The following is a 26,767-nucleotide window of genomic DNA, read 5'->3' as shown; positions in this document are numbered from 1 at the left end:
ACTGGCGGCACCTTTTATGAGTTATAGGCGTTTGATAAATGCCTCCCACATGTGTCCGCCGTCAGTCACTGGTATAGTATCCCATAAGGAATTTCGCACACGGTTCATCCTGATAATTGTATACATAAAGATAATTGCCGGACGTCCGGGTATAGAAGCATTCCTCGATAGTCGAGACAGCCCCGAACGCGTTTCTGGATTCCAGCGTCTTCACCAAAACGCCATCCCGGTATATGTAATCGCTGGAGCTCGATGTTCCCCCCGAATCATTGACAGATAAATAGGCCATATGATCGTTCACGATAATCGGAAACATCATAATCTCCCTGCCGCCGGGCAGCTTACTCTTATCGAACTCGAAGAGACATTTTCCCCTCATATCATAATAATAGTTACGGCTGCCTTTCTCGATCACGGCTATATTTTCCTGGAATTCAGTGCCAATTATGGAGACCGCGTCCGAAGTCACATCCAATTTCATCGCAATCTCCGGATTGTGCTCCATGAATTCCTTCACATCGTAGTAGAGCTCCTCGCAGCCCTCTCCTTCCCATATTTTCTCATCCGACTGCACGCCTGTTTCTGTGATTGTTCCATTTTTATCCGCGTAGTCGTAGGTATAATGCCACTCACCCGACACGCCCGATTCTACCCATACCGCGTGTTCCAGCCCATAGCCATCTTTTGTGATAAAGATATCGCTGTACACCGGTTCGCAGACCCAGCGTTCTTCTGCGATGGAATAGAGACCGTAATTGCCGGTCAGAGTATCCTGCATGGTGAGCAGGCCGCGGCCGTCCCACACCATAAAAGGAGAAACCGCCTGACCACTTACATGACGGATAAATTTCATCAGATTCATGGAACGGTCGAACACGGCGATTCCATTTTCACCGTAAAGGTAATCCCCGTCTGCAAGTATGACTTCGCCCTTTGAAAGAGGAATTTCCGCCTTAAATACCTCGCCCTCCTCTTCAAAGCCCTGGGGAAGCGGCTTCTTCACGTCCCGGATACCTACGTAGCCCAGTGTATTGATCAGCGCCTGACCGTCATCCGACGTAAGCCATTCAAAGAGGCGGTATGCGTTTGAGTCCTTCGGTTCATCTTTCCGGACTGCTGCATAAAAATCGCTGACATAGGGATAGCTTCCATCCCGTATGGTATTACCGGAAGGCATCACGCCGTCGACCGCCATAAACTTCAGTTCCGGCTTCTGATACATATTTTTTGCATAATAGTATACGGAATAACCGAGGGCTTCTCCCGTGTTATCGTAGGCAGAGACCTTTTCGATCAGCTCTCCCATCTCTGAAACCACATAGTCCTGCGGCGCTTCCTCCATGGCGGTTCCCTTCATCACCAGCTTCTCCATGAGATTCTGGCTGCCGGAATCCTCAGGCCTTTGAAACGCCCGTATGACCTGGCTGCTGCCTCCCACCGCCTTCCAGTTTTTAATTTTACCGGAATAGATATCGATCACCTGCCGCCCGGTCAGGGATTTTACAGAATTCCCCTGATTCGCCATAAAGACCAGCGCGTCCCGGCCGATCGGTTTGATAATCAGGTTGTCGACCTCCTCCAGCCGTTTCTTCACGCTCTCGCCAGGCTCATAGGCGATGACGAGATCCGTTCCCCGACCCCAAATCAGGTTTAAATACGCCTGGGTCGTCTTGTCATGCCGGATAAAGCGTTCCGCCTCCTGCTCCGTGGCTCCCGTTGCAAGGCGGTAAATGGCCTGTGACAGTGGTATCGTCGCGGTGGAACCGTCAATCTTCGGAAATTCCTCTCTTCCCATCTTTGGACACGTCACCATCTCGGAGGGGGCGTTCTCTTCGGCTTCCTTTACCGCGGTCAGATTGCCGGTTTCCGACTCATTCAGCACGCGGTCATCGAAGGCGTCCGCCTCGACAGATGGCTGATACCACGATTTCCCTGAAAAATACGTATTCAGATCATCACTCTTAAACTTGCGTCCGTGCCTTGCGTAAATCTCATTCCTGGCAATGCGGAGTTCTTCCCTGGTGAGGGATGAAAGCTCCTCCTGCGTATAGATATGAGTCTGTGCATCCGGAAGAATATAATCATCGTCCCAGCTCCCTACCGGATAGGCTGGGACCTCTTCGGCGGTCTGGCTCTCCGTCTCCTGTTTCGTACTTTCCTCTTCACTGACACCGGACGTCACCGTCTCCGGGGCCGTCCCAGCCGGTTCCTGCTTACTTCCGCAGCCCACAGTTCCCAAACCAATGAGGAAGGCCAGTGCCACGGGCAGCAAATGAACTTTTTTCTTCATATCACACCTCGTTCGCGTAAACTATCATTTCCCTGCTTTTCTCCATCATACCATAAAGTCATTTTACCGTCATGATTTTGCAGAATGTTCTGGAATTTGTAAGAAATATCACGTAACAGTTCAGACGGCGAGAAAAAAGAGGCCGCGGTATCCTGAAATACCGCAGCCTCTCTTCTTACAATCTTATCTCATTCTCTTACAGCATCGCAGTTCCTCTGCAGTACGTCTGTGCCACATCGTAATTGTCTTCCAGCACGACGAAATCGGCGTCGAAACCTGCCACCAGTTTTCCCTTCCTGTCATCCACGCCGAGACATCTGGCCGGATTAATGGTACATGAATTAAGGGCCTGATCAAAGGGAAGAAGCGCGTCCTCAACCAGAATGCGGAGACCGCGGTTCATGTACAGCGTGCTTCCTGCGATCGTATCGGTGCCCTTTAAATAGGCAAGTCCACTCTCACTGATCTCGATATCGTGACCGCCCAGCTGATAGCTTCCGCCCGGAGGGCAGTGCTTTGCACGCAGGGAATCCGTCACCATGATGACGAAATCGCGGCCCTTTGCCGTAAAGTAATTGTTCAGCGCAGCCAGATGGGAATGGCAGCCGTCACAGATAATCTCTCCATAGATATCTCTTACCCGGAATGCGGTTCCTACAAGGCCCGGCTTCCTGTGATGGTAAGGCGTCATGCCGTTGTATACATGCGTCATGGAGGTAGCGCCATTGGCTATGCCCATCAGCGCCTGCTCGTAGGTTGCAGAGGAATGGCCCATGCTGACCACGACTCCGGTCTCCTTACAGTATTTTGTCAGAGCAAAATCCACGTCATGCTCCGGCGCCAGCGTAATGTATTTAATCAGCCCTTTCGCAGCCTCCTGATACCTCCGGAACTGGTCAACGGCCGCCTGTGCGATCGCCTCCGGCGGCTGGGCTCCCTTATAATCCATGTCGAGATACGGTCCTTCAAAATGAATTCCCAGGATCTCCGTGCCCTCATAGCCTTCTTCCACGACCGAGGCCACATTAGCCACAGCCTTCTCCAGGACATCCGGCATCTGTGTTACCGTGGTTGGAAGAATGGAGGTCACTCCTTCCTCCGGTATATGTTTCATCCAGTTTCGTAAGCCCTCCGGCTCTCCGTCATTGGTATCATATCCATAAGCTCCATGGGTATGCACATCGATAAACCCAGGAACAATCCTTTTGGTTCCATAATCCTGATCCACGGATCTTTCGCCATATTCGCGGACAGCAGTGATCTTTCCTTCTGCGACCTCGAGCTGAGCTGGTATAAACTGGCCTGCGATCCAGACCTTTTTACTTTGTATTATCATGACCATACACCCTCTCTTTCTTATCGCCGGCAGTCATCTGTCCGGCTATCCTTAGTATAACCAGTTCCCATCTCTATTTCAAGACCATTTTGAAAATAATTTTCAAAATTAAATTGGAAATAAAAAATGCGGTCCAGCGACCAGGAATATTCTTTCCGGTGCCGGACCGCGTACTCAAAGACTCTTTTATGTGGCTTCTTACATTCTTCTTATATCCTTACTTATATGATTACATCTCTTCTTCGTCGTCTTCCTCAACCGGATTTTGCTCCACCGGCCACCGGATTATAATGCGGAATAAGTCCGCCTCTACCTCTACATTCATCTTCCCATTCTGCAGCTCCACGAAACTCTTGGCAATCGCCATGCCCAGGCCGGAGCCTTCCGTGTTGCGCGACTGGTCGCCGCGGACGAAACGTTCCGTTATCTCTTCCGGATTAAAAGTAAGCTCGTTGGCTGACACGTTCTTCATGGTGATGACCACTCCGCCGTCGTCCCGTTTCATATCAATATACGCTCTGGTATTCGGCATACCGTATTTCATGATATTGGTCAGAAGATTGTCAAAGATCCGGTACGTCTTCTGGCTGTCCAGCGGCAGGACGATCTTCTCGTCCGGCAGATTCCACCGGAAATCAATGGTGGACTCCTCAATCTTATCGCTCAGTTCCAGACTCACCTCTTTTAACAGGCTTACAATGTCCACATCCACCAGATTGAGCGTCACATTATTGCTGTTGGCCTTGCTGATTTCAAACAGGTCCTCGATCAGGGATTTCAGCCGCATGGACTTCTGTTCCAGCACATCAATATAGGCTTTTCGCTGTTCCGGCACCGCATTGTCATCCTTTAGCAGGTTTACATAAGTAATAATCGCTGTCAGCGGCGTCTTTAAGTCATGGGACATATTAGTGATCAGATCCGTCTTCATCTTCTGGCTCTTAACTTCTTCATCCACAGCCACTTTAAAGCCGCTCTGTATCTTCTGGATCTCCGTCTTAAACGGTTCAAACACGCCGAGATCTTCCGAAATCGTCACATCTAAATTTCCTTCTGCGATCTGATTCGTTGCCTTTAACAGGATTCTGTATTTCCGGGTTAAATCCCGATAGTATTTGCGCAGCACCAGGAACAGCACGATCGAATAGATGATCAGCGCCCCGATTCCAAAGAACCATAAGCTGCATAATACTGCCAGAATAACAAAGTTCACACCGACGATCTTGAAGATCGTCCTGTCTGAGTTATCCTGCAGGTTGATACTTCCCAGGAAGTTGTAAATTCTGCGGCAGAGCCCTGCGCACCAGCCATAGAACAGCCCGCATAAGGTTCTTTCCCTGATGTAGCGCCTGAATCCGATATGGAACACATCTCTCATACACAAAACGGCCCAGTAAATGATCGCAAACGGGATACACCACCAGAACACATTCCACAGCTTCACCATAATATCCGCTGCCTTCGGCAGGAAATTCGCACGGATCAGACCGGAATACAGGCTTCCATGGTTCGTCACAGCCACCAGGCTGGTCAGACTGTAGCCGAAGCCTATGCCTCCTGCACCCACACCGAGGACAATCCCCAGCGGCGCACGCAGCACCTTGCTGTCATCTGCCCGCGTCACATCGAAGCAGGATATTAGGAATGCGGCTAATGCCACAAAGATTCCCAGTCCTGCAAATACCTGAGCGACTCTTCCTGAGTTATAATAGGATCCCCAGGATGAACTTCTGGCCAGAGAATACTCCGCCAGCTGCTGTTCCGTCATGGCGTAGGCGAAGCTAATATTCTTCGGATTTGACAGTTTGAACTGCGGTTTACTGCTGTACTGTTCCCAGTAGTACTCTTCCATGGGATCGACTTCCCCAAACTTCTGGAGAATGTTTAACAGATACGAGGTATCCTGCCCGCCCAGCTGCATCACCTCCATGCGGCCATGCTCATCGTAATGCATCACAACCCGGAACACGTAGCTGTCATCGGTTAAGATGTTCCTGTCCTTTGCATAATTCATCAGAATGCTTCCGTTTTCGTCCAGTACCTGGAAATCAATGGCATTCCTGATACTTCCGAAATACCGGTTCCAGCTCTCATACTCCATCATACAGTTCTGGCGGAGATTGCGTAAGTATTCCTGCCGCTCCTCGGCCATATAGCTTTTTTCCTCGTCTGTGAGGTTCCCGTAAACCTCATCTTCCAGATAAGATTCGGTATCCTCTCCCGCTGCCAGCGCCTTGTCCTTCGGAATCTGACTGGCCGCCTCCGGTGCCGGTGCCGTCTCATCTCCCGGATTCCCTGCACCTTCCGACACCGCAGCCATCTGCTCTGCGTATCCGTCCAGACTTCCGTTTTTCAGCTCATAGGCTCCTTCCGGGAAGAAATGCTCGAACGGCGAAATCACCACACCGTTGGCATACTGATACTGTTCTAAATCCAGCACGTAGTTGCCAAAGACGAGGTGGCGTAAAAACGCCTGGTCCTCATATGCGGGTTCCTCATGGCGCCCCGCCTCTTTTTCAAAAAACGGGTACAATCCCGTCATGATAACAGCCGCCGCCACTACGATAAGAAAGGACAGCAGCGCGCTGATTCTATGCCTGTTTTTCAATTTTATATCCAACTCCCCACACCACCTTTAAATATTTGGGTTCCTTCGGGTTAATTTCAATCTTTTCCCTGATTTTTCTCACGTGTACCATGATGGTGTCCGTGTTGATCGCCCGCTCATTCCAGACGCGTTCGTATATCTCTTCCGCGGAGAAGACCCTTCCGGGATTCTTCATCAGGAGAGCGAGAATCTTAAATTCGATTGGCGTCAGCTTTGCAGGCTTTTCGTCCACCGTGACCTCCACGGTATCCTCGTTCAGCTCCAGTCCGCCGATGATATAAATGTTGCTCTTTTCCTTCTGTTCCTTTGCCTCCAGCATATCCAGATACTTTCTGTACCGTCTCAGCTGGGAATTAACTCTTGCAAGCAGCTCCATCGGAGTAAATGGTTTCGATATATAGTCGTCGGCACCGATATTCAGTCCCATGATCTTATCGACCTCCTCCGTCTTCGCGGAAAGGATAATAACCGGAAAGTCGTATTTTTCTCTCAGCTTGACAGTCATGGTAATGCCATCCATTCTCGGCATCATCACATCCACGATAGCCAGATGTATTTCTTCCTGATCCAGAATCTTAAGGCCCTCGATTCCATCGGCCGCCTGGAATACTTCATAGCCCTGGCTCTTTAAATAAATCTCGACTCCTTCTCTAATCTCCTTATCATCTTCTACCAGCAGAATGTGATTTGTTTCCATGGTATCTCTCCTCGCTTTCGGATATTTTATGGTTCATACAGATTCAAACTATAGTATATCATGAAGGCCAGATTCCTAAAAGACCCGCCTGACGTTTTATCATGATTGGCACTGCATAAAAGAACACTGTCTGCTTCCTGTATTATGCCACAAACACGCATATATCTTCCCTTCCTGCCTGCATTACTAGGATATATGGGCAATCTTAAAATGAACGACGTGTAAAACGAAAGAAATTCTAAATCTTTTATTTAAAAATGTACGCAGCCCCTTAAACCGCTTGCAGCCTCTGGTTGCGCAGGAAAAATATGCCGGTTGACAGATAGTTGGTAGTGTTTTTTTATCATTTCTGTTACACTCAGAAGTATCAAAAAGTGCTTCAAAGGGAAACGGAGGGATTCCACATGTCACTGGCAGAAAAAATACAGGAGTTAAGAACGTCTCATAATATGTCGCAGGAATGTCTGGCCGAGCTTCTGGGTGTCAGCCGCCAGGCCGTATCAAAATGGGAGACCGGCCAGTCAAAGCCGGGAACCGACCATCTCATCCATCTGGCGGAGCTCTTTCAGATTTCGCCAAAAGATCTGGCAGCTCCTGACATGACGGTAAATCTTCTTCCTGATCTAAAAGAAGAAGTAAACCGTATGCGCGGGCAGGCAGCAAAATTCAAATGGTTTATAACCGGCTGTCTTCTGCTGTTTCTCGCGGCATTTTCGGCGGCGCTCTATACACGGTTTCAAGGCTTTAGCGACATCACGGTATTTCTGTGTGCGGCGGCATCTGCAGTTTTTATTCTCTCCGCATTTCTGCCGGTCCTCATCACAATCCTTGCATTTATCTGCCGTGACTGCAAAAAACGCGGAATCCGGCCGGCTTTCTATGTTTTTATCTCCTTAAGCGCCGCCGGACTTCTTTACTACTTCTTAAACCGGGACCGTCTTGCAGTAAAAAAGGATTAACACTGCCGCCGGATAACCGGACACGGAACCAAAAGAAACCGCCTGTCACACCAGCACTGTGACAGACGGTTTTTTACTGCATAAAACCATATACTATATTCTGTTATTTGACCAGCCCGGCCATCGTCGGAAGCGCCATGCTGACAGCAGGAATATACGTTACCAGCACAAGGCCCACCAGGATAGAGGCATAATACATGACCATGTAAGGCATAACCCTGGCAAGTGACGTCTTTCCAACCTTAATCGCCACAAACAGCGTATTGCCTACAGGCGGCGTAATATTTCCAATACAGAGGTTGTAGACCAGGATCAGTCCGAAATGAACCGGATGCATGCCAAAGGTCTTGACGATCGGAAGAAAAAGCGGCGTAAAGATCAGGATTGCCGGAGTTACGTCCATAAAGGTACCAGCGATCAACAGGATCACATTCATAATCAGCAGGATGATTATCGGGCTGTTGGTAAGGCCCAGAAGTCCTGCGGAAATCGCCTGCGGAATCTGGGTAAATGCCATAACCCATCCGAGAATATTCGATACGCCGATGAGGAATACGATCATACCGCTCATCTTTGCGCTGTCCACCAGAATCTTCCAAAAGCTCTTCCATGTAATATTGCGGTAGCAGATGCCCAGCACCAGCGCGTAGACAACGGCGATGGCCGAGCCTTCCGTGGCGGTGAACACGCCTGCGATAATGCCTCCGATCACCACAACAATCAGGGAAAGCGCCGGGATGGCTTTTAAGGTAGCCGCACCCAGGTTCTTCCAGTCAAATTTTCCCGGAGTTCCCTTATATCCTTTTTTCCGTGCAATGATAACTGCCACAACAACACAGCAGACCGCCCATAGAATTCCGGGTATGTAGCCCGCCAGGAACAGGGCCGCCACAGAGGTTCCGCCTGAAACCAGTGAATATGTGATAAGAGCATTTGACGGCGGGATCAAAAGCCCCGAGGGAGCGGAAGCACCGTTGGTAGCCGCACACACCGCGCGCTCATAGCCCTGTTTGTCCTCGCCTTCCTGAACCATGCTTCCAACCGCTGCAGCCGCTGCCGATGCGGAACCGGAGATGGCTCCGAACAGGGCGTTGGCGCCGACGTTGGTCACCAGAAGAGCTCCGGGCAGTTTTCCCAGGATTGCCAGCACAAAATCCACCAGCCGCTTGGCAATTCCCCCCTGATTCATCAGGTTGCCCGCCAGGACAAAGAACGGAATCGCGGTCAGACTGAATTTACTCATACCCACAAAGGTTCTCTGCGCCGCGGTCAGCACGGATACATCCATAGTCACCATCTGAAGGATCGCCGCCAGCGCGGAAATACCGATTGCATAGGAGATCGGAACTCCTGCAACCAGAAATACCGCCAGAACGAAAATAATAATTGCTAAAGATTGGATTGCCATAGCTTATGCTTCCCCCTTTTCCAGATTTTCTACCAGGGTATCTTCCTCGCTGGTCGGCAGCACAGGAATGTTTCCCTTCACGATATCGTAGATGTTCATAGCAGTATAAATCATGTTAAGAACTCCGCTTAAAGGGAGTACAATATAGAAGATACCGATGGCCACACCCAGAGAGGAGGTCATCTGCCCCATGGCAAGGCTGGTGATCTGCATACCGCCGTACACCAGGATTACCGCTGAAAATACGAACGCCACGATCTCAGCGAAAACAGAAAATCCTTTTTTCATCGCCTGCGGCATGCGCTCCACCACGACAGGGATATTCATATGGCCCCTCTCACTCGTGATCAGACTGGCTCCCAGCAGGGACATCCAGGCAAATAAGTAGGAGACCAGCTCCTCCGACCATGTGGACGGATTTTTCAGGATATATCTTGTAAATACCTGCCAGCAGGTCAGGATAACCATAGCCAGAAAACTGATGCCCGCAAGGCCGTTTAATAGTTTTGTCAATTGTTTTCTCAACTGCTTCATCTCGTTTCCCCCTAATTCGTTTCCGCAGGATACTCTGCATTATACATCTGGATCGCATCATAGATCGGCTGCAGTGCCGGGTTGTTTTTCAGCACGGTGTCGTGAAGCGGCAGACACGCCTCCACAAATGGTTTCTGATCCGGATAGATGAAATTCACATTCTGCTCGTTCTGCGCGCGGTCCTTGGCATTGGCTACAGCCTTTATCCATTCCTCCCGCTCAACCTGATTTACCAGCTTAAAGCCTTCCTCGAATACTGCCCGGTCTTCATCGGACAAGCTTTCCATAAAGGCGTTGTTGCCGATCAGAATGTCCGGCACCATCTGGTGCATATCGTAGGAGTAATATTTACAAACATCGCCGTGTCCGTTATCCGTTAAAGCCATCTCGTTATTCTCCGCCCCGTCGATAATTCCCGACTGAAGCGCCGTGTAGACATCTCCGAATCCCATAGGCGTCGCGGAGCCGCCCAGCAGTTTCATCATCTCGATGTTGGTAGGCGACTGCTGCACGCGGATTTTTAATCCCCTCAAATCCGCAGGACTCTCAATCGGTCTGTCAATGGTGTAAAAATTTCTCGTTCCCGCATCCAGCCACGTCACCGCAGTAAATCCTGCTTTTTTTGTAGATTCATAGATTGGTCCCGTCACTTCCGGATCATCCATCACGTGGTGATACGCCTCCGGACTTGCAAACAGATACGGCAGATTAAAGATCTCATAATTCTTGCTGAATGTTTCCAGAATGGCATTGCTGGCCACGCAGAAATCAATCGCTCCCGTCTGTGTCAGCTGTACCATATCGGTCTGGGATCCCAGAAGCTCGCTGGGATAAACCTCCACCACATACTTGTCGCCCAGCTTGCCACTTATGTAATCCTGAAAAGCCGTAAGCGCAATATGAGTGGGGTGATTGGTAGACTGGTTGTGGCCGATTCTGATCGTCCTCTTTTCCTGATTTCCCGCGCATCCGGTCACCGCCAGACACGTAAGAGCTGCGCAGCATACAAGAGCCAGTAACTTTTTCAACTCTTTCCTCATTGATAAATCCCTCCTGTTTTTTTACAGAGTACTCTCGGAAACTCCTTGTGCTCAGATTTGTGAGATAATTTTTCGTCAGATGTGTGCATATGGCGGAAAATCAGCCACAAAGATGAGTGCAAAGGAGTTTCCGAGAGTGCTCTTACACTGGCAAACTGCCTCATCAGCAGGTTCCGCAAGAAACATACCATATTAAAAAACGTTTGAAAATACGTTACGGCAATGCTTAACATGACCTTAACTTAAAAAGTAAAATCTTGTCATAAGAACGGTTCTTAAGTTAATATTTTCCACCTGTCCGGCCAGTACCGCCGACGTTTTACAAACCGCGCCCCTTATCGGTCCGAATCATTTCTGCACACCAAAAACGGACCGGAAATCACCCTGCTGATTCCGGTCCGCTGAATTTTAATACAAATATATAGGATCTTAACTTATTTGCTGCCTTTTATCCGGCTGCCCGGACAGTTTTGACCTCATGCGCCCCGGCACATCTCTCCAAATTCCGCAATATGTTTCCGAAACTCCTCTTCATACCGCTTAAACAGATATTCAGTTCTATGAAATCCAGTCCCAAATGGCTGCACAGCCGGGCACACTCCTCCAGAGTGTCCGTCTCCATTAAAAACGGCATACCATACTCCATATCCGCTCCTCCCGCCGTTGTACCGGCCTCCCTATTCAAATGTCTGTATCACTTCAATCTCACCTACAATATGACGGTTAAATTCCGCAAGCTCCTCCGCTGGTATCCAGTATTCCATGTGATAGGACGCGCCAGCCTGATGCGGCTCAAAACGGGATATGTATTCATCTTCAACCGCAAACCTTGTAACATACCCTTTAAAACCCGAGTTCGCATCCTTCGTATTCCATCTTCCCGCGATTTCCCCCGCATAGCGGGCGTTAAGCACAGGATAGAAAATCGGCTGCTCCGGCAGTCTGGGCGGAAAGCTTTTCCAGCCCGCCTGTTTAATCAGTTCCAATTCCTTTTCGCCCACAGGCCTGAATAATTCCATACTCTTTTACCTATCCTCTCTGATCTGGATGTCTCTCTAAGTCATTCTTATAACAAAACAAACCGATGTATCCGGAATGGTGAAACATCCAGACACGCTTCATTGGAAAACTGATGATTATTGCGTCGGTATCAAAAAACAGTTCCGAGAATATACGCTGATGGCAGCTCACAAGCTTTTCCATTTTCTCCGCCTGTAGACGGAATGGTCCAAACCCGTCTTTATAACAGATATCCGTGATGACATACAGTTCCCCGTCCGGCTCGCACAGCCCGGCTAAACGTAAATACAATTCTTCGTCACTTAACTCTTCGTAATCCGGAACCGGTATCATGGCCGTTCCAGGGACATTGATATCATCTACTCCAAATTTCATTCGGCAGACCGCCCCATCCAGTTCCTCCCGAAATCGCTCCCTCACTTCATGCCAGGTCTCTATCTGATACAGCATCCCGCAGCTTTGTCTTTCACTCTCTTTCACTTCTTTCTTCGCTTTTGCCTTCATTGCTTCTCTGTTCAAGACATCTTCTACCTCTATTTCCTTACAGTAGAACCGGATATCGCCCTCCTCGAAGTCAAAAATATAGAAATTGCGCCGGTCACCGAAGGCGTGATCCCCGCTGCATTCGATCTCAAATCCGCTGATTAACGTCGACTGTGCCAGAAAGAAGGAAGTGACATCACGAAAAAGAAGTGTCACGCAGTATTCCTGATCCTGCGACTCCATAACCAGCCGGAGATTCTGTATTTCCCACCACTCCTCATAATCGTAATCGCCATAAAGATACAGCGAATGAATTTTACTCAAGCAGCTCCAGCCATAAAACTCCGGCTTGAGCCCCAGTAATTTTTCTATGCCCTTTATTTTATGAAATGTTTCTCCAAAAGTCATGAGTAAATGCGGTGCCTCCTCTCCATGCTGCATTCCTCTGCTATGCTGTCCATTTCTCACCCTATTTCAACCAGTTTACCATGGATGACAGAAGGTTTCAACACATCGTTCAGAAACCAGTTTGGGAATTTTTATCTATTTATGCGGCAGTAATATTCGATTCTATCTAAGTAAGACTACATGAAATAAAGAGCCCGGAGAAATATTCTGTCTTCTCCAGGCTCATTTAATCCGCTTAATAAATCTTTTTAATGTTACACCTCACCCACGTCCCGGACGCCCTCCATATATCGTTTTAACCTTTCTGAATCAGAATATTTGTTTCCACAATTCTGCTGAATCTCAACTGCAACCTCATGTGCGGTGCCATCATTGATTACATACTCCAAATTGATATTTTTCCTATCCTTCATACAATAATCTGATCCTTTCTTGTTCTAACTTAATACGAGTTCTAATTAATATAAGTTATATTCACTACATGATATGTTGGTATTTTACACTAAACTGGCAGTTTTTTGAACATACCGAAAGTACCATTTCATAATCTGCTGGAATTTTCAGCAGTATAATTTAGGTATTTTTTACCACATAATAGTGTTTTTCTATTGTCATCATAATCAAATCGTGGTATACTAAAAACACATTCTATATGGAAATTCATTTCCATTAAAACACTCATGTATATCTGGCGCATCTGCCGGCAATTCCATGATAATACCTGTAAGAAACAGTTTATTTTAGAAAGGGATGGTGGTGTGGCCAGACAGGATTTTTATATAAAAAAACTGCTGCAGGACCAGGCCCGTTTTGCGGACCTGTATAATGCTGAGATCTTTCACGGAAAGCAGATTCTGAAAGCAGAACTGTTGTCGCCGGTTTCTTTGGAATCCGGAATCGTCATAACAGACCGCAATGGCAGACGGCAAACGATACAAAGACGTCGTGATATTGCAATGAAAGCCTCCTTAGGAGCCTGCTTTATCGCAGCGTGCTGCGAGGCTCAGGGAGAGGTACACTACGGTATGCCTGTCCGGGTTCTGACTTATGATGCGCTGGATTATACGGAACAGCTTACGGACATCCAAAAAGAACACAGGAAAAAGAAAGATCTTACAAAAAGTCCGGAGTTTTTATCCGGTATCACCCGCCAGGATAAACTCGTCCCCATACTCACACTGGTCCTCTACTGCGGAAAAAATCCATGGGATGGCCCCAAAAGTCTCATCGATATGCTGGATTTAAGCGGACCCGGAGAGTGTATTCCGGATCTTCTCGCCGCCCTCCCCGACTACCGCATCAATCTCGTCGATATCCGAAACATCAAAAACCTGGAGCATTACAAAACAGGTTTACAACAGGTCTTTGGTATGTTAAAATATAGTACAGACAAGAGTAATTTTTACAACTATATCGCGTCAAACCATGGCCAGATATGCCAACTGGACGATGACGCCCTGACGGCAGTCATGGGCCTTTTGGGAGAAAACCGACGGCTGATGAGGCTCTTGGCCGCTCCCGGACGAGAGGAGGAGTATACCATGTGTAAGGCAATCGATGATCTGATTGCAGATGGAAAAATGGAGGGCGAAAAAGAAGGCGAACTCCGTATGGCCAGCCTTATCTCCATCCTTTTAAAAGAGAACCGCCTGGATTTAATCGCGCAGATCACGGGGAATGAATCGCTGCGCAGACAGCTGTTCCAACATTACCATCTGTAAAAGAAAGGAGCTGCGGCCACATATCTCCGGCCGCAGCTCCTTTCGGAAATGCTTTTTATGTACACATCATTCTTTCCGTATCTCTTTAAGTCTCCGATGTCTTCCTCACATTCGTCTCCAACAGCCGGTTAAACCCAAGCCAGCCATTGTTATCTCCAGCGCCCTTTAACACCTCGATCATGGTCTCCATCTTCGCATCGGTATTATCCGCGAAGTTTAATGCCAGCGCTTCCAAAAGAGCCGGTTTCTTCGGTGAACCGTATTCCAGTTCTCCGTGGTGTGCCAGAATACAGTGCTTCAGCTCTGTGGCCGCCTTCACCGGGAAATCCGGAATTGTACGAATCCGCTCAGATACCATCTCCGTACCGATGATGATATGGCCCAGAAGCTGGCCGTCATCCGTGTAATCATTTTCCGGGAAAACAGAAAGTTCCTTCGTCTTACCCAGATCGTGAAACATGGCAGCCGTGAGCAGCAAGTCGCGGTTGATCAGCGGATAGTAGCCTGCGTAATAGTCGCACAGCTTGACAACACTCAATGTATGTTCCAGAAGGCCGCCCACAAATCCGTGATGGACGCTCTTGGCCGCAGAGTGGAACTGAAACGCCTTTGCAAAAGCCTTGTCTTCCACGAAGAAGCTTTCAGCCAGTTTTCGATAATATGGTGTCCGGATGGATTTGATAAATCCGGTCAGTTCCTCATACATCTCACCGATGTTTTTGGAGGACACAGGGAGATAGTCTCCCGGTATGTATTCGCTTTCTTCTGCTATTCTGACACGCTTCACATTCAGCTGGTTGGAATTCTGGAACATGGTCACATCCGCGTCAATATAGACGTAGTCCATGGTCTCGAAATTCCCTACTCCCGGCGAATTTAAGTCCCAGATCTTTGCATCGATGGTACCGGTCTTATCCTGTAAAATTAAATTTCCGTATTCTTTGCCGGCTTTGGTCAGGGCAATCTGCTTGTTCTTGCATAAGTATACATCCGATATATGCAGCCCTTCCCGAAATGTTTCTATATATCTCATTGCTCTCCTCCATATCCTTTTATGAGTGCTCTTTATAAGCGCCACAGAAGCCAGTACTGCTTTGCATCAGCCACTGTTCCGCAGACAACGGCACAGTGGCTGATGCAAAGCAGTACTGGAAAACTTATCTGGCTCCTATGGTTATCTGATATTCAATCTCTTTATATTCATCTCTGCCGCTTCTGAGTACTGTTACCGGCAGAACCTCTCCCGGTGTCGCCGCTTCCAGCTTCACCTGGAAATCCTTCATGGTTACGATACTCTCACCGCCCATGACCGTGATAATATCTCCGCACTGAATGCCTGCGTTATAAGCAGGACTGTCTGCATTCACATCCACCACATAGACACCGAGCGGCATGCCGCTCTCGTTCATGATCGCGCTGACTTCCTGTCCCTTGATGCCAAAGTATGGGAATGCATTGCCGTTGCTCATCTTCTCCAGAATGCTCTTATAGTCAGAGATTGCCATGGCAACGGTCATATCTTCGCTGCCCTCGCTCTTATATTCATCTGTCACCCAGCCGATGATCTGACCGGCCGTGTTCATGAGAAATGTTCCGGTTCCTGCATTGCTCTTTAAATCGGAGTATATGATACGGGTCATTCCATCCGTCATCTGAACATTCTTCGCGATATAGGATACAGCGCCATAGCCGGTAGAATGCACCATGCCGGCCGGTCCGCCGATTGCGATGACCAGATCGCCCTGTTTCACGGAATAAGAATTCCCCAGTTCAATCGCTTTGACCTCTTCTAAAAGCGCCCTTCCCAGTTCTGCAGTCGGAACGCTTACAATTGCCATGCCCGACAGCTTATCAGTCTGCCTGATCGTTCCCTGAACCTCCGTTCCGTCTGAAAATGCCACACGGATAGAATCTGCCGCCTCTACTGCGCCTTCCGGTGTCAGCACCAAAAGTTCTTCATTGGCTGAAGAGATAACTGCCCCGGCAAAAAGGCCTGAATTCTCGACCGGATTATTAAACCAGTCTGTCTGTGTCTTAACGGAATGGACCGTCACGATTCCTTTATCCGCTTTTAATGAAACGGCTCTCAAATTCCCGTACAGGGTATTCAAATCATCTATGCTGAACGGATACTTTTTCATCGCTGACTCCAAAAGATCCTCAATAGGCTCGGACTCCTTTGTCGTAGCCTGAGTAGTCTCGGTCTCTTCCACCGCTGTCGTATCCGGGTCATCTTTCGGGATTGTTACCGGAGTAGTCTCCCTTGTGGTTTCTTTACCAAGGTATTTTTCCGCCACTGGCATGGAAACAACAAAAGTAACTGCAGCAACGATTCCGAAAAGGGCCGCAGTTAATAAAAGGGCAATCGCCCTTCTCATGATCTCTCTCTTTGTTCTGGGCTGTTTCACAATTTTCTCGCTGATAAAACGGCGCGGTTCCGTCTTTTTATCATCTGGCCCGCTTTTATCCGGCATACACACCCTCCTTTGCAGAAGACCTAAGCCTATTATACGTTTCTTCTCTGTTTTATGCAAGGAAAAGATAAGAAACGCTGTGAACTGTACCAATCTGGTTACAATTGATGGTATAGAATCTGGAATTTGAGGGACACTGTTGGTATCACATGAAAATTTATCCAAGGAGGACTTTACAATGAACGATTTAAAAAACAGCGAGACCGTCAAGAATCTGATGCGCGCGTTTGCAGGTGAGAGCCAGGCAAGAAACCGCTATACCTTTGCAGCCAGCCAGGCGAAAAAAGAGGGACTTCCGGTTATCCAGGCCGTATTTTCCTATACAGCAGGCCAGGAGAAAGAGCATGCAGAAATTTTTTATAATTATCTCAAGGACTTAAAGGGCGAGACCATTTTTATCGACGGCGGCTATCCTGTGGATTTATATGATCAGACCGTTGATTTATTAAAGGCCGCACGCCACAATGAGTTTGAGGAATATCAGGACGTTTATAAGAATTTCGCAGAGGTGGCGAAGCAGGAGGGCTTCCTCCAGATCAGTTCTTCCTTCTCCCTGATTTCTGAGATCGAGAAAGTGCATGGAGACCGCTTCCAGATGTTTGCCGATTACATGGAGCAGAACAGACTCTTTGTATCCGACGTGGAAACCGGTTGGCTCTGCTTAAACTGCGGCCACATCCAGCACGGCTTTGAGGCCCCGAAGGCCTGTCCGGTCTGCCATCATGAACAGGGATATTTCGTCCGCGTGGAACTCTCACCATTTCTCAAGTAAAATCCCCGTCGTAAACGGGAGTATAACTTCCTGAAGCGGGATTTTCTGACTCACGGTTTCACTGGTATATTTCTCGTTGCTGTATCAAAACTAAGGGATTTATTTGATTGCAGGCCGTACTGTGTTTATGATATACTGTAATCACTACCGCCCATATGGGCGTCTGCCAGAAATTAGTCTGCCATCGTCTGATATTAGTTAGAAACAGAGAAAGGGAATCATGAATCAGAAAGCATTAAGAACGTTAGAATACGATAAAATTATAGCTCAGCTGGTAGAGTACGCTTCCTGTGAATCGGGAAAAGAACTCTGCCGCAAGCTGGTACCTTCCATCGATTACGATGAGATCGTCACCGCTCAGAGGGAAACTACTGACGCGGTGACCAGGGTACGCCAGAAAGGCGGCATTTCATTCGGAGGCGTCAAAGATATCCGCGCCTCCTTAAAACGGCTGGAGGTGGGGAGTTCACTCGGTATCGTGGAACTACTCTCCGTCAGCGCCTTACTTACTACCGCGGCCCGTGCCAAATCATATGGACGTCATGAGGATGACCAGCTTCCGGGGGATTCGCTGGAACAGCTTTTTTCCGTACTGGAACCTCTGACTCCGGTAAATACGGAGATCAAGCGCTGCATCCTTTCCGAGGAAGAGGTCAGCGACGACGCCAGCCCAGGTCTTCACCACGTCCGGCGCTCCATGAAGAACATTCATGATAAGATTCACACACAGCTGAATTCTATCCTGAATTCCAACAGAACTTACTTACAGGACGCAGTCATCACCATGCGTGACGGAAGATACTGTCTCCCCGTCAAATCCGAACACAAATCCAATGTCCCAGGCATGGTTCACGACCAGTCTGCCACCGGTTCCACTCTTTTCATCGAACCCATGGCAATCTTAAAGCTGAACAACGACCTGCGCGCTCTGGAAATACAGGAACAGAAGGAAATCGAGATGGTACTGGCCGATTTAAGCAATCAGCTGGTCCCGTATCAGGACGAATTGCTGGTCGATTTCCAGGTTCTCACAAAACTGGACTTCATCTTTGCAAAAGCGGCGCTCTCCCGGCACTATCAGGCCAGCGAGCCGCGTTTTAATAAGAAGGGCGTCATCCACATCAAGGATGGCCGCCATCCGCTTTTAGATCCGTCAAGGGTCGTTCCCATCACCGTGCATCTGGGAAGGGATTTCGATCTGCTGGTCGTCACAGGCCCCAACACGGGCGGTAAAACCGTCTCCTTAAAGACCGTCGGATTATTTACACTAATCGGACAGGCAGGCCTCCATATACCGGCTTTCGACGGCTCGGAGCTTTCCGTTTTTGATGAAGTATTTGCAGATATCGGAGATGAACAGAGTATTGAGCAAAGCCTCAGCACCTTCTCCGCCCACATGACCAATATCGTACAGATTCTCGGTCAGGCCGACAGCCGCTCGCTCTGCCTCTTCGACGAGCTGGGAGCCGGAACGGATCCGACCGAGGGCGCGGCGCTTGCCATCGCTATCCTGTCATTTTTACACAACATGAAATGCCGTACCATGGCGACCACTCACTACAGCGAACTGAAGGTCTTTGCCCTGACCACACCGGGCGTTGAAAACGCCTGCTGTGAATTCAATGTGGAGACGCTGCAGCCCACCTACCGTCTTCTGATCGGTGTCCCGGGCAAGAGCAACGCCTTCGCCATCTCATCGAAGCTGGGACTTCCCGATTACATTATCGAGGATGCGAAGACCCACTTAGAGGCCAAGGATGAAACCTTCGAAGACCTGCTTACCCATCTGGAACAGAATCGGGTTACCATCGAAAAGGAACGCATCCAGATTGAGTCATACAAGATGGAGGTAGAGCAGCTGAAGGCCAGGCTGACGCAGAAGGAAGAGCGTCTTGACGAGCGGCGTGACAAGATGATCCACGATGCCAGAGAAGAGGCTCAGCGGATTCTGCGTGACGCCAAAGATACCGCCGATCAGACGATCCGCCAGATCAACAAGCTGGCTTCCGAATCGGGTGTCGGAAAAGAGCTGGAAGCAGAGCGGGCCCGTATCCGCGGCAAATTAAAGGAAGTGGATTCCTCACTGTCCTTAAAGAACCAGGCAAAAGAGCCGCAAAAATCTATCGATCCGAAAAAGCTGAAACTCGGCGACGGCGTGCGCGTTCTCAGTATGAATTTAAATGGAACGGTGAGTTCTCTTCCGGGTCCCAAAGGGGATCTGTATGTACAGATGGGGATTCTCCGCTCTCTCGTCAATATAAGCGATCTGGAGCTGTTAAATGAGCAGTCCGTCTCAGGCCCGACTCTTGGAAGCGGCAACGGCAGGAAAAAGACAGGAAGCGGAAGCAGTTCTACCCGTATGTCCAAGTCTCTGTCCATCTCACCGGAGGTAAATTTGATCGGAATGACTACCGACGAAGCCATTCCGGAACTGGATAAGTACTTAGACGATGCCTACCTGGCACACCTGCCTCAGGTTCGTGTCGTACATGGGCGAGGCACCGGAGCGCTCAAGAATGCGGTCCATAAGCACTTGAAAAAACTGAAATACGTCAAAGATTTCCGGCTGGGTGTATTCGGCGAAGGGGATTCCGGCGTAACGATCGTCACTTTTAAATAGGAATCTATTGCTGTTCCCGGCCCCGCCGTCCGTTGCTTCCCGGTCTGTCCCGGCCCCGGCTGGCTCATGCGGCCTTTCCAGTTCCGGTTTCGGGTATAAGCACTTCTAAACGTGCAGAATTTTTCTAAAAACCAGAGGAAATCCCCAAACTCGCTGCGCTCAAACAGGTGGGGATTTTCTCTGAACGAAAAATTTTGCGCGTTAAGAATTGCTAATACCCTGCAAAGTCACAGGAAAGGCCGCATGAGCCAGCCGGGGCCGGGACAGACCGGGAAGCAACGGACGGTGGGGCCGGGAACAGCAACGGGAATCTTGAATACAACGCAAGGAGGATTTGGCTATGGCAGAAAAACAGAGAATATTGATCGTAGACGATGATAATAACATCGCCGAATTGATTTCTCTTTATTTGACGAAAGAATGTTTTGAAACGATGATTGTAAACGACGGTGAGGAGGCACTCCGGGTATTTCCGGAGTTTAAACCGAATCTGGTTCTCCTCGATCTGATGCTTCCGGGCATGGATGGCTATCAGGTATGCCGGGAAATGCGGGCTCAGTCCCCGGTTCCCATCATCATGCTGTCCGCAAAAGGCGAGGTCTTCGACAAGGTGCTGGGCCTGGAGCTGGGCGCCGATGATTATATGATCAAGCCCTTCGACTCGAAGGAACTGGTGGCCAGAGTCAAGGCGGTGCTTCGCCGTTACCAGCAGGCCGCAGTGCCGGCGGCCGCCCAGACCGACCAGCAGGGCGATTACGTGGAGTATCCTGATCTGATTGTAAACCTGACGAACTATTCCGTCATCTATATGGGCCACTCCATCGAGATGCCGCCGAAGGAGCTGGAGCTGCTTTACTTCCTCGCTTCCTCACCAAACCAGGTATTTACCAGAGAGCAGCTATTAGACCACATCTGGGGATACGAATACATCGGAGATACCAGAACCGTGGATGTACATATCAAACGTCTGCGGGAAAAGATTAAGGATCACGCCAACTGGGCATTGACCACAGTGTGGGGAATTGGTTATAAATTTGAGGTAAAACGGTAGGGTATTTGAAGTAAAACAGTAAGATACTTGATGTATAGCAGCAAAATACTTCATGGGAGGATGCCAGGATACGGCCTCCTCCCATTCTCACTTATTCCAGTCCCCGGCTTCCAATCGCCTTCATCCTTCGCACTCCCATATCTTCACAAGACCACTCCTGATACCAGTAGCCTTTCGGATGCACCTTTGTCCTATAGCGTTTATGGGGCATAGGAAGAGTATCTGCAGCCTTCATCATGGCCGCCGCAAGCTCCGTCAGGAGTTCGTTTTTCACGCCCTGCATATCCGGCTCTTCCCAGAGATTGTAAAGCTCAAAGGGATCCTTTTTTCTGTTATAGAGATACCCCGATCCCATCATATCCACCTGGATGTGATACGTCCCCTTCCACAGCGCCCGCACCTGCCCGCACTGGGTCCAGGTGTTGAGACAGTCGAAACGGTCCCACTCCGGCGATACCGCATCTTCGGCCGGCAGCGTCAGTCCATCGTGCTCGTTCCAATACTGTCCGGAAAATCCGCTCTCCGCATAAGCAGTATCGAATTCCCGCTCCGGGATGTCCCTGTTTTTCAGAATCGGAAGGAAGCTTTTGCCCTGGCAGCCCAGCGGAGCCTCCAGTCCGAGCATATCGCACAGGGTTGGTAAAATATCAACAAGACTTACGAAACACGAACCACGCCTTCCCTGAGGGACAATATCAGGCCCTTTGAAGATCATGGGAATATGAGTCAGCACATCCGGCAGATCCGGCCCCTTCCGTATTAATCCATACTCACCGACGAAATCTCCATGGTCCGACACGTAAATGACGATGGTATTCTCCTCCAGTCCGCGCTCTCTCAGCCCCTCAATCAGACGTTTTACCTGATCGTCAATCAAACGCAGCATTCCGTGGTAATTGGAACGGGCGCGGAGAATCCTTTCCTCAACCGATTCCCCCAGCACCTTCTCCCACACATTCCGGATCCATGGATAGCGATCCCCTTTCTCCTCCAGATTCTCTGTCGTACTGTGGAGAGGCGGAAGCTGCTCGGGAGGGAACATGTTAAAATAAGGTTCGGGCACCTGATACGGGTTATGAGGCTCCGCAAATGAGACCCAGGCGAAGAACGGCTCGTGATCCAGGCTGTCTATGAACTGAAACGCTGACGATACATTTCGATAGGGATGCTGAACCTCGACGCCTCCGGGAGAGGGAACGTGCATCTCCATATGATGCGTGGAGTTTAAGAAATCGGCAAATTCACATTCAGCGGGAGTCGTATTGATTTCCCCTTCATTACCAAGATGGCCCGTACACTCATGGAAGTCGAAATCCTCTGAACTGCGGTGAGAATGATTTTTTCCACAGAGAGCCGTCACATACCCATTCTTCTTCAATACATCCAGCAGGTCCTCTGTATACAGGGCATCCTGGAGGTTATGATTGGTTCTCACCTGATGGCATTCGCTGTACCGCCCCGTCATCATGCTGACTCTTGCCGGCATACAGGTGGGATTGGGCGTATAAGCATTTTCAAAATCCACGCCGCCCTTCGCCCACTCATCCAAAAATGGCATCGTGTCCAGCTCGTATCCACAGCCCTTACGCAGATCAGCCCTCTGCTGGTCCGTCATGATAATAATAACATTCTTCTTTTTTTCCATTCCAAACCTATCCTTTCACGGCGCCAATCATGACGCCTTTCACGAAATATTTCTGTACAAATGGATAGAGAAGCAGCATCGGAATGCTGGATACTACGATCACCGAATACTTAATTGCCTCCGCCATCTTAATCTTTTCCGCCATCCCGACGTCATTTGTCCCCATCTGTTCTGTCTGGCCCAGCAGAAGAATATTTCTTAATACAATCTGCAGCGGGTGCAGGCTCGAATCCTTTAAGTAAATCAGCGCGTCAAAATAGGAATTCCAGATTGCAACGGCATAATACAGCACAAGAACAGCCAGAATCGCCTTACTAAGCGGAAGCACGATCCGAAGCAGCATCGAGATGTTGCCGCAGCCATCGAGACGGGCCGATTCATATAGTTCTTCCGGAATGCTGTTTTCAAAGAAGGTCTTGGCCACAATCAGGTTATACGTAGAGAGTGCATTGGGAATCAGAATCGCCCAGATGGTATTATACATTCCCAAGTCCTTCACCAGAAGATAGGTGGGAACCATTCCTCCGCTGAAATACATGGTAAACAGCACCGCCATCATGATAAAATTCCGGCCCCTTAAGTTTTTCCTGGAAAGGGGATAAGCCGCCAGGACCGTCAGCGTCACACTGATTATGGTTCCAAGCGCCGTGTAAAACATGGTATTGCGAAATCCCCTCCAGATGTCTTTATTTTCAAACACCATGGTGTACGCCTTCGTCGTCAGCCCTTTCGGCCAGAGCAGCACCTCTCCCCGGATGACCAGATCCGGATCGGAAAAGGAGGCCGCCACCACAAAGATCAGCGGAACCATGACAATCACAATGATAATACAGCCGAGAACCGCCGCAATCACATCAAAGGTCCTGTCACTCCTGACGATCTCACCATACTTTCCTTTCATCTTCATCGTTCCCCTCCCTACCACAAGCTGGTTTTTGTTGTCTTCTTACTGATAAAATTTGCACCTGCCAAAAGGGCAAAATTAATGATAGAATTGAACATTCCTACCGCAGTGCTGTAGCTGAACTGCCCTTTCTGAATACCGTTTTTATAAATAAACGTTGATATTACCTCGCTGGAGGAGATGGTGACGTCGCGCTGCATCAGAAGTACCTTCTCAAACCCCACACTCATCAGATTCCCGATTCTCATGATGAATAAAATCAGAATGGTTCCCATGATACACGGAATCGAGATATGTATAATCTTCTGCATCCTCGTAGCCCCGTCAATCGAGGCCGCCTCATAGAGCTGGGGGTCGATAGCACTCAGCGCGGCAATATAGATGATCGCGTTAAAGCCCATATTCTGCCATACATTGGAAAACACGTAGAGCGGCTGGAAGGCCGACGGCCTCGACATAAAATCCACCGGCTTCGCCCCAAAGAACGCGGTAATCTGGTTAAACAGGCCGTATTCTTTATTGGAAAACAGGCTCAGCATGCTGACAATTACAACGATGGAAAGAAAATTAGGCATGTACGTGATATTCTGAACCGCCTTTTTTAATTTTGTGCTCTTTATTTCGTTGATTAAAAGAGCCAGAAAGATCGGTACCGGAAAGCCGACGAGCATGGTAAACACACTGAGAGAGAGCGTATTTACCAGGACGTCCTTAAAATAATAGGACTGAAAGAACTGTTTGAAATAGGTTAGCCCCACCCAGGGACTCTTCGTAATTCCCAGCGTCGGGTTGAATCTGCGAAACGCGATCTGAAGCCCATACATGGGGATGTATTTGAATACAATATACCAGATGATGGGAATCGCCACCAGCGCGTAGAGGCCGGCATTCTTGCGGATATCCAGCCAAAGCTTTTTCTGTTTTTGTTTCATGGTATTACCTCCAGCTTTCTCTTCATACCGGACAGGCCGGAAGCCCTGCCTCCGGCTTCCGGCCCTCCTTCTTACTTCGTGGCATCCAGCGCTTTCTGATAGATTCCCTCCAGTTCGCGGATTCCGATCTGTTCCAGTGTAGCGCAGTACTCATCCCATTTGTCAAAGCCCCACTCACCGATGACGAATTTGGCTACCGCCTCTTTTTTATAGTTAATGATATCCTGTTCTATGGCGTTCAGCCGGTCCATATCTTCCATGGAAACCGTCGGCTTTGCATATACCTTCTCAGGCATGTAGTCCACCAGAATGGCGGCTGCCTCCTTGGTCCGTTCGCTGGCCACTACATTGTCGGTATTATCCGTAATCATACACGGGAAACCGCCGCCCGGCACGAGGTTGATCTTGCCAAGAGCCGTCATAAACCCATCCGGGCTGTTTAGGATCTCATCTTTGAAATGCGGCACATGGTTCGAATCGTAATCAAAGGTCTCCCCCTCTATGCCGTAACGGAAAAACATCTCCCCCTCGGCTCCATAGAAATAATCCACCCAACGGACAGCCGCTTCCGGATTGGAACACGTATTGCTGAGCGCGAAGCTGCCGAGCATACTGATACTGCCGGTGGCGTCCGTCCACATCTGATCCCCATTCGGACCGATCAGTGGTTTGTAGCCCACATAATCTTCCTCGCAGTTCACGAATACGTCCGAATACGGCATATACATGGCTCCGTACATCTCTCCGGCCAGATTGCTTCTCCATGCCGCTCTGTCGTTCTTATAATAATCCTGCCATAACAGCTTTTCCTCATAGAGATCGTTTAAGTAAATCAGGTATTCTTTAAAGGCATCGTCGCACAGCCAGTTATGTACCGTTCCGTTTTCGTCGATATTATAAGTATCTTTCATCTGGAACTGAAGGCCGAAGCTGCCCGCCAGCGGGTAGATCGAATCGGGTTCGCGAATTCCCAGCGGGATTTCATCCGCCTGGCCATTTCCATTGGGATCTCCGTCACGGAATGCGATCAGGACATCTTTAAATTCCTCCAGATTCGTCGGAATATCTTTTCCAAGCTTATCGAGCCACGCCTTGTTGATCCACTGTTTAAATCCCATGCTGCCCGTCGCGCTTATATCGATGGCAGGAATTGTATACATATGACCGTCCGCCGCAGTTACCGCCTGCTTGATCTGAGGGTATTCCTCATAAATCTTCGACAGGTTGGGAGCGTATTTCTCAATCAGATCGTCAAGCACCATCAGCTGTCCGCTCCCCACCCCATAGGTGGCAATCTGGTCAATCTTGATATCGCTTTTCAGGAAAATGTCCGGCAGCTCATTGGAGGCAAAGAGAAGCTGCTTGTTCTCTTCAAATCCATCGGCCGGTACTTCCTGATAGTCCATATGGATGTTTGTTAAATCCTCATATTTGTTCAGAGTGAGGACCTCGTTCCAGGGAGCGTGGTTCTGATCCCGGCAGCCGTACACCGTCATGGTAATCTTCTCATTTACGATGGGAAAGCCCTCCATATTCAGATTCGCAGCCTCTTCTCCGCCTGCTTCCTCTGTCACCGCTCCCGTCGTCCTGCCCTCTGTTTCTGCCTTTTTTCCGTTTTCAGCAGATTTCCCACAGCCTGTCATCAGCCCTGCTGCCAGGATACCGCCAAGTAATAATACCGCTGCTTTCTTCATACCTTCTTCTCCTTTCGCTTTCTAGTACTGCATTGCGTAATTAATTGTGAATAAAATGCCTGATATCTGCGTCAGAGGGTGTTTTATCACAGTTAATTACGCAATGCAGTACTAGCACTTCCTGATAGAAAAATTTTACCATGTAAAAGGATTGGAATATGGTCTGTTTTC

The 26,767-nt window shown here is 49.0% G+C and carries 21 protein-coding genes and 1 pseudogene; 5 read left to right on the top strand and 17 right to left on the bottom strand.

Going from position 1 to position 26,767, the window contains the following annotated elements; all coding sequences use genetic code 11:
• Positions 1 to 61 precede the first annotated feature (61 nt).
• From M1L66_RS03055 to M1L66_RS03040, 4 genes are all read right to left on the bottom strand, one after another.
• On the bottom strand, positions 62 to 2,290 hold the full coding sequence (locus M1L66_RS03055) for a YARHG domain-containing protein (protein WP_187022677.1): 2,229 nt from the start codon (positions 2,288 to 2,290) through the stop codon (positions 62 to 64).
• A 196-nt stretch (positions 2,291 to 2,486) separates the two neighbouring features.
• On the bottom strand, positions 2,487 to 3,626 hold the full coding sequence (gene nagA, locus M1L66_RS03050) for an N-acetylglucosamine-6-phosphate deacetylase (RefSeq protein ID WP_187022678.1): 1,140 nt from the start codon (positions 3,624 to 3,626) through the stop codon (positions 2,487 to 2,489).
• A 229-nt stretch (positions 3,627 to 3,855) separates the two neighbouring features.
• Positions 3,856 to 6,234, bottom strand: coding sequence for a histidine kinase dimerization/phospho-acceptor domain-containing protein (locus tag M1L66_RS03045; protein WP_434690736.1), 2,379 nt, complete (start codon positions 6,232 to 6,234; stop codon positions 3,856 to 3,858).
• On the bottom strand, positions 6,218 to 6,931 hold the full coding sequence (locus M1L66_RS03040) for a response regulator transcription factor (RefSeq protein ID WP_002601919.1): 714 nt from the start codon (positions 6,929 to 6,931) through the stop codon (positions 6,218 to 6,220). The genes M1L66_RS03045 and M1L66_RS03040 overlap by 17 nt, the downstream gene beginning before the upstream one ends.
• Positions 6,932 to 7,335: 404 nt before the next feature.
• Here M1L66_RS03040 and M1L66_RS03035 point away from each other — a divergent pair.
• Positions 7,336 to 7,461: pseudogene (locus M1L66_RS03035) on the top strand (helix-turn-helix transcriptional regulator); the annotation flags it as partial.
• 532 nt (positions 7,462 to 7,993) lie between these two features.
• Here the strand turns inward: M1L66_RS03035 and M1L66_RS03030 are convergent.
• From M1L66_RS03030 to M1L66_RS03000, 7 genes are all read right to left on the bottom strand, one after another.
• Positions 7,994 to 9,298, bottom strand: coding sequence for a TRAP transporter large permease (locus M1L66_RS03030; protein ID WP_187022681.1), 1,305 nt, complete (start codon positions 9,296 to 9,298; stop codon positions 7,994 to 7,996).
• 3 nt (positions 9,299 to 9,301) lie between these two features.
• Entirely contained in the window at positions 9,302 to 9,832 is a 531-nt protein-coding gene (locus M1L66_RS03025) for a TRAP transporter small permease (RefSeq protein ID WP_002601921.1), read from the bottom strand.
• Between the two features lie 11 nt (positions 9,833 to 9,843).
• Positions 9,844 to 10,872: a TRAP transporter substrate-binding protein gene (locus M1L66_RS03020; RefSeq protein WP_434690734.1), complete on the bottom strand. Its 1,029-nt coding sequence runs from the start codon at positions 10,870 to 10,872 to the stop codon at positions 9,844 to 9,846.
• Between the two features lie 448 nt (positions 10,873 to 11,320).
• Positions 11,321 to 11,518: a hypothetical protein gene (locus M1L66_RS03015; protein WP_187022727.1), complete on the bottom strand. Its 198-nt coding sequence runs from the start codon at positions 11,516 to 11,518 to the stop codon at positions 11,321 to 11,323.
• Positions 11,519 to 11,549: 31 nt separating this feature from the next.
• On the bottom strand, positions 11,550 to 11,891 hold the full coding sequence (locus tag M1L66_RS03010) for a hypothetical protein (RefSeq protein WP_187022683.1): 342 nt from the start codon (positions 11,889 to 11,891) through the stop codon (positions 11,550 to 11,552).
• Between the two features lie 10 nt (positions 11,892 to 11,901).
• Positions 11,902 to 12,783, bottom strand: coding sequence for a hypothetical protein (locus M1L66_RS03005; protein WP_434690730.1), 882 nt, complete (start codon positions 12,781 to 12,783; stop codon positions 11,902 to 11,904).
• 254 nt (positions 12,784 to 13,037) lie between these two features.
• Positions 13,038 to 13,196 (bottom strand): hypothetical protein, encoded by a 159-nt coding sequence (locus M1L66_RS03000; protein ID WP_181991260.1) that lies wholly within the window; start codon positions 13,194 to 13,196, stop codon positions 13,038 to 13,040.
• 345 nt (positions 13,197 to 13,541) lie between these two features.
• On the opposite strand from M1L66_RS03000, the gene M1L66_RS02995 reads away from it, so the two are divergent.
• Positions 13,542 to 14,504, top strand: coding sequence for an Rpn family recombination-promoting nuclease/putative transposase (locus M1L66_RS02995; RefSeq protein ID WP_434690727.1), 963 nt, complete (start codon positions 13,542 to 13,544; stop codon positions 14,502 to 14,504).
• A gap of 85 nt (positions 14,505 to 14,589) precedes the next feature.
• Here M1L66_RS02995 and M1L66_RS02990 read toward each other — a convergent pair whose 3' ends face one another.
• Complete coding sequence (locus M1L66_RS02990) at positions 14,590 to 15,537, bottom strand: 3'-5' exoribonuclease YhaM family protein (RefSeq protein WP_187022687.1); 948 nt, start codon at positions 15,535 to 15,537, stop codon at positions 14,590 to 14,592.
• A 124-nt stretch (positions 15,538 to 15,661) separates the two neighbouring features.
• Complete coding sequence (locus M1L66_RS02985; RefSeq protein WP_187022688.1) at positions 15,662 to 16,978, bottom strand: S1C family serine protease; 1,317 nt, start codon at positions 16,976 to 16,978, stop codon at positions 15,662 to 15,664.
• 178 nt (positions 16,979 to 17,156) lie between these two features.
• Here M1L66_RS02985 and rbr point away from each other — a divergent pair, with 178 nt between their 5' ends.
• The 3 genes from rbr to M1L66_RS02970 all read left to right on the top strand — a co-directional run bounded on the left by rbr (position 17,157) and on the right by M1L66_RS02970 (position 21,421).
• Positions 17,157 to 17,750: a rubrerythrin gene (gene rbr, locus M1L66_RS02980; RefSeq protein WP_434690724.1), complete on the top strand. Its 594-nt coding sequence runs from the start codon at positions 17,157 to 17,159 to the stop codon at positions 17,748 to 17,750.
• Positions 17,751 to 17,970: 220 nt separating this feature from the next.
• A complete protein-coding gene (locus tag M1L66_RS02975; RefSeq protein WP_434690721.1) occupies positions 17,971 to 20,370 on the top strand; it encodes an endonuclease MutS2 in 2,400 nt (799 codons plus the stop codon).
• Positions 20,371 to 20,710: 340 nt separating this feature from the next.
• Positions 20,711 to 21,421 carry a response regulator transcription factor gene (locus M1L66_RS02970; RefSeq protein ID WP_002601932.1) on the top strand — a complete coding sequence of 237 codons (711 nt, stop codon included), beginning with the start codon at positions 20,711 to 20,713 and terminating at the stop codon, positions 21,419 to 21,421.
• Positions 21,422 to 21,512: 91 nt separating this feature from the next.
• Here the strand turns inward: M1L66_RS02970 and M1L66_RS02965 are convergent, their stop codons facing one another.
• From M1L66_RS02965 to M1L66_RS02950, 4 genes are all read right to left on the bottom strand, one after another.
• Entirely contained in the window at positions 21,513 to 23,066 is a 1,554-nt protein-coding gene (locus tag M1L66_RS02965; protein WP_434690719.1) for a sulfatase family protein, read from the bottom strand.
• A gap of 7 nt (positions 23,067 to 23,073) precedes the next feature.
• Positions 23,074 to 23,973 (bottom strand): carbohydrate ABC transporter permease, encoded by a 900-nt coding sequence (locus M1L66_RS02960; RefSeq protein WP_187022692.1) that lies wholly within the window; start codon positions 23,971 to 23,973, stop codon positions 23,074 to 23,076.
• Between the two features lie 11 nt (positions 23,974 to 23,984).
• Positions 23,985 to 24,902, bottom strand: a complete 918-nt coding sequence (locus M1L66_RS02955; RefSeq protein ID WP_002601935.1) for an ABC transporter permease — start codon at positions 24,900 to 24,902, stop codon at positions 23,985 to 23,987.
• Positions 24,903 to 24,973: 71 nt separating this feature from the next.
• Positions 24,974 to 26,596 (bottom strand): extracellular solute-binding protein, encoded by a 1,623-nt coding sequence (locus tag M1L66_RS02950; RefSeq protein ID WP_117633251.1) that lies wholly within the window; start codon positions 26,594 to 26,596, stop codon positions 24,974 to 24,976.
• Between the last annotated feature and the right edge of the window lie 171 nt (positions 26,597 to 26,767).

The organism is Hungatella sp. SB206 (assembly GCF_051132295.1).
Taxonomy (GTDB): Bacteria; Bacillota; Clostridia; order Lachnospirales; family Lachnospiraceae; genus Hungatella; species Hungatella effluvii.
Note: the sequence above shows the minus strand (reverse complement) of the source record. Positions and strands in the feature narration are given on the sequence as shown.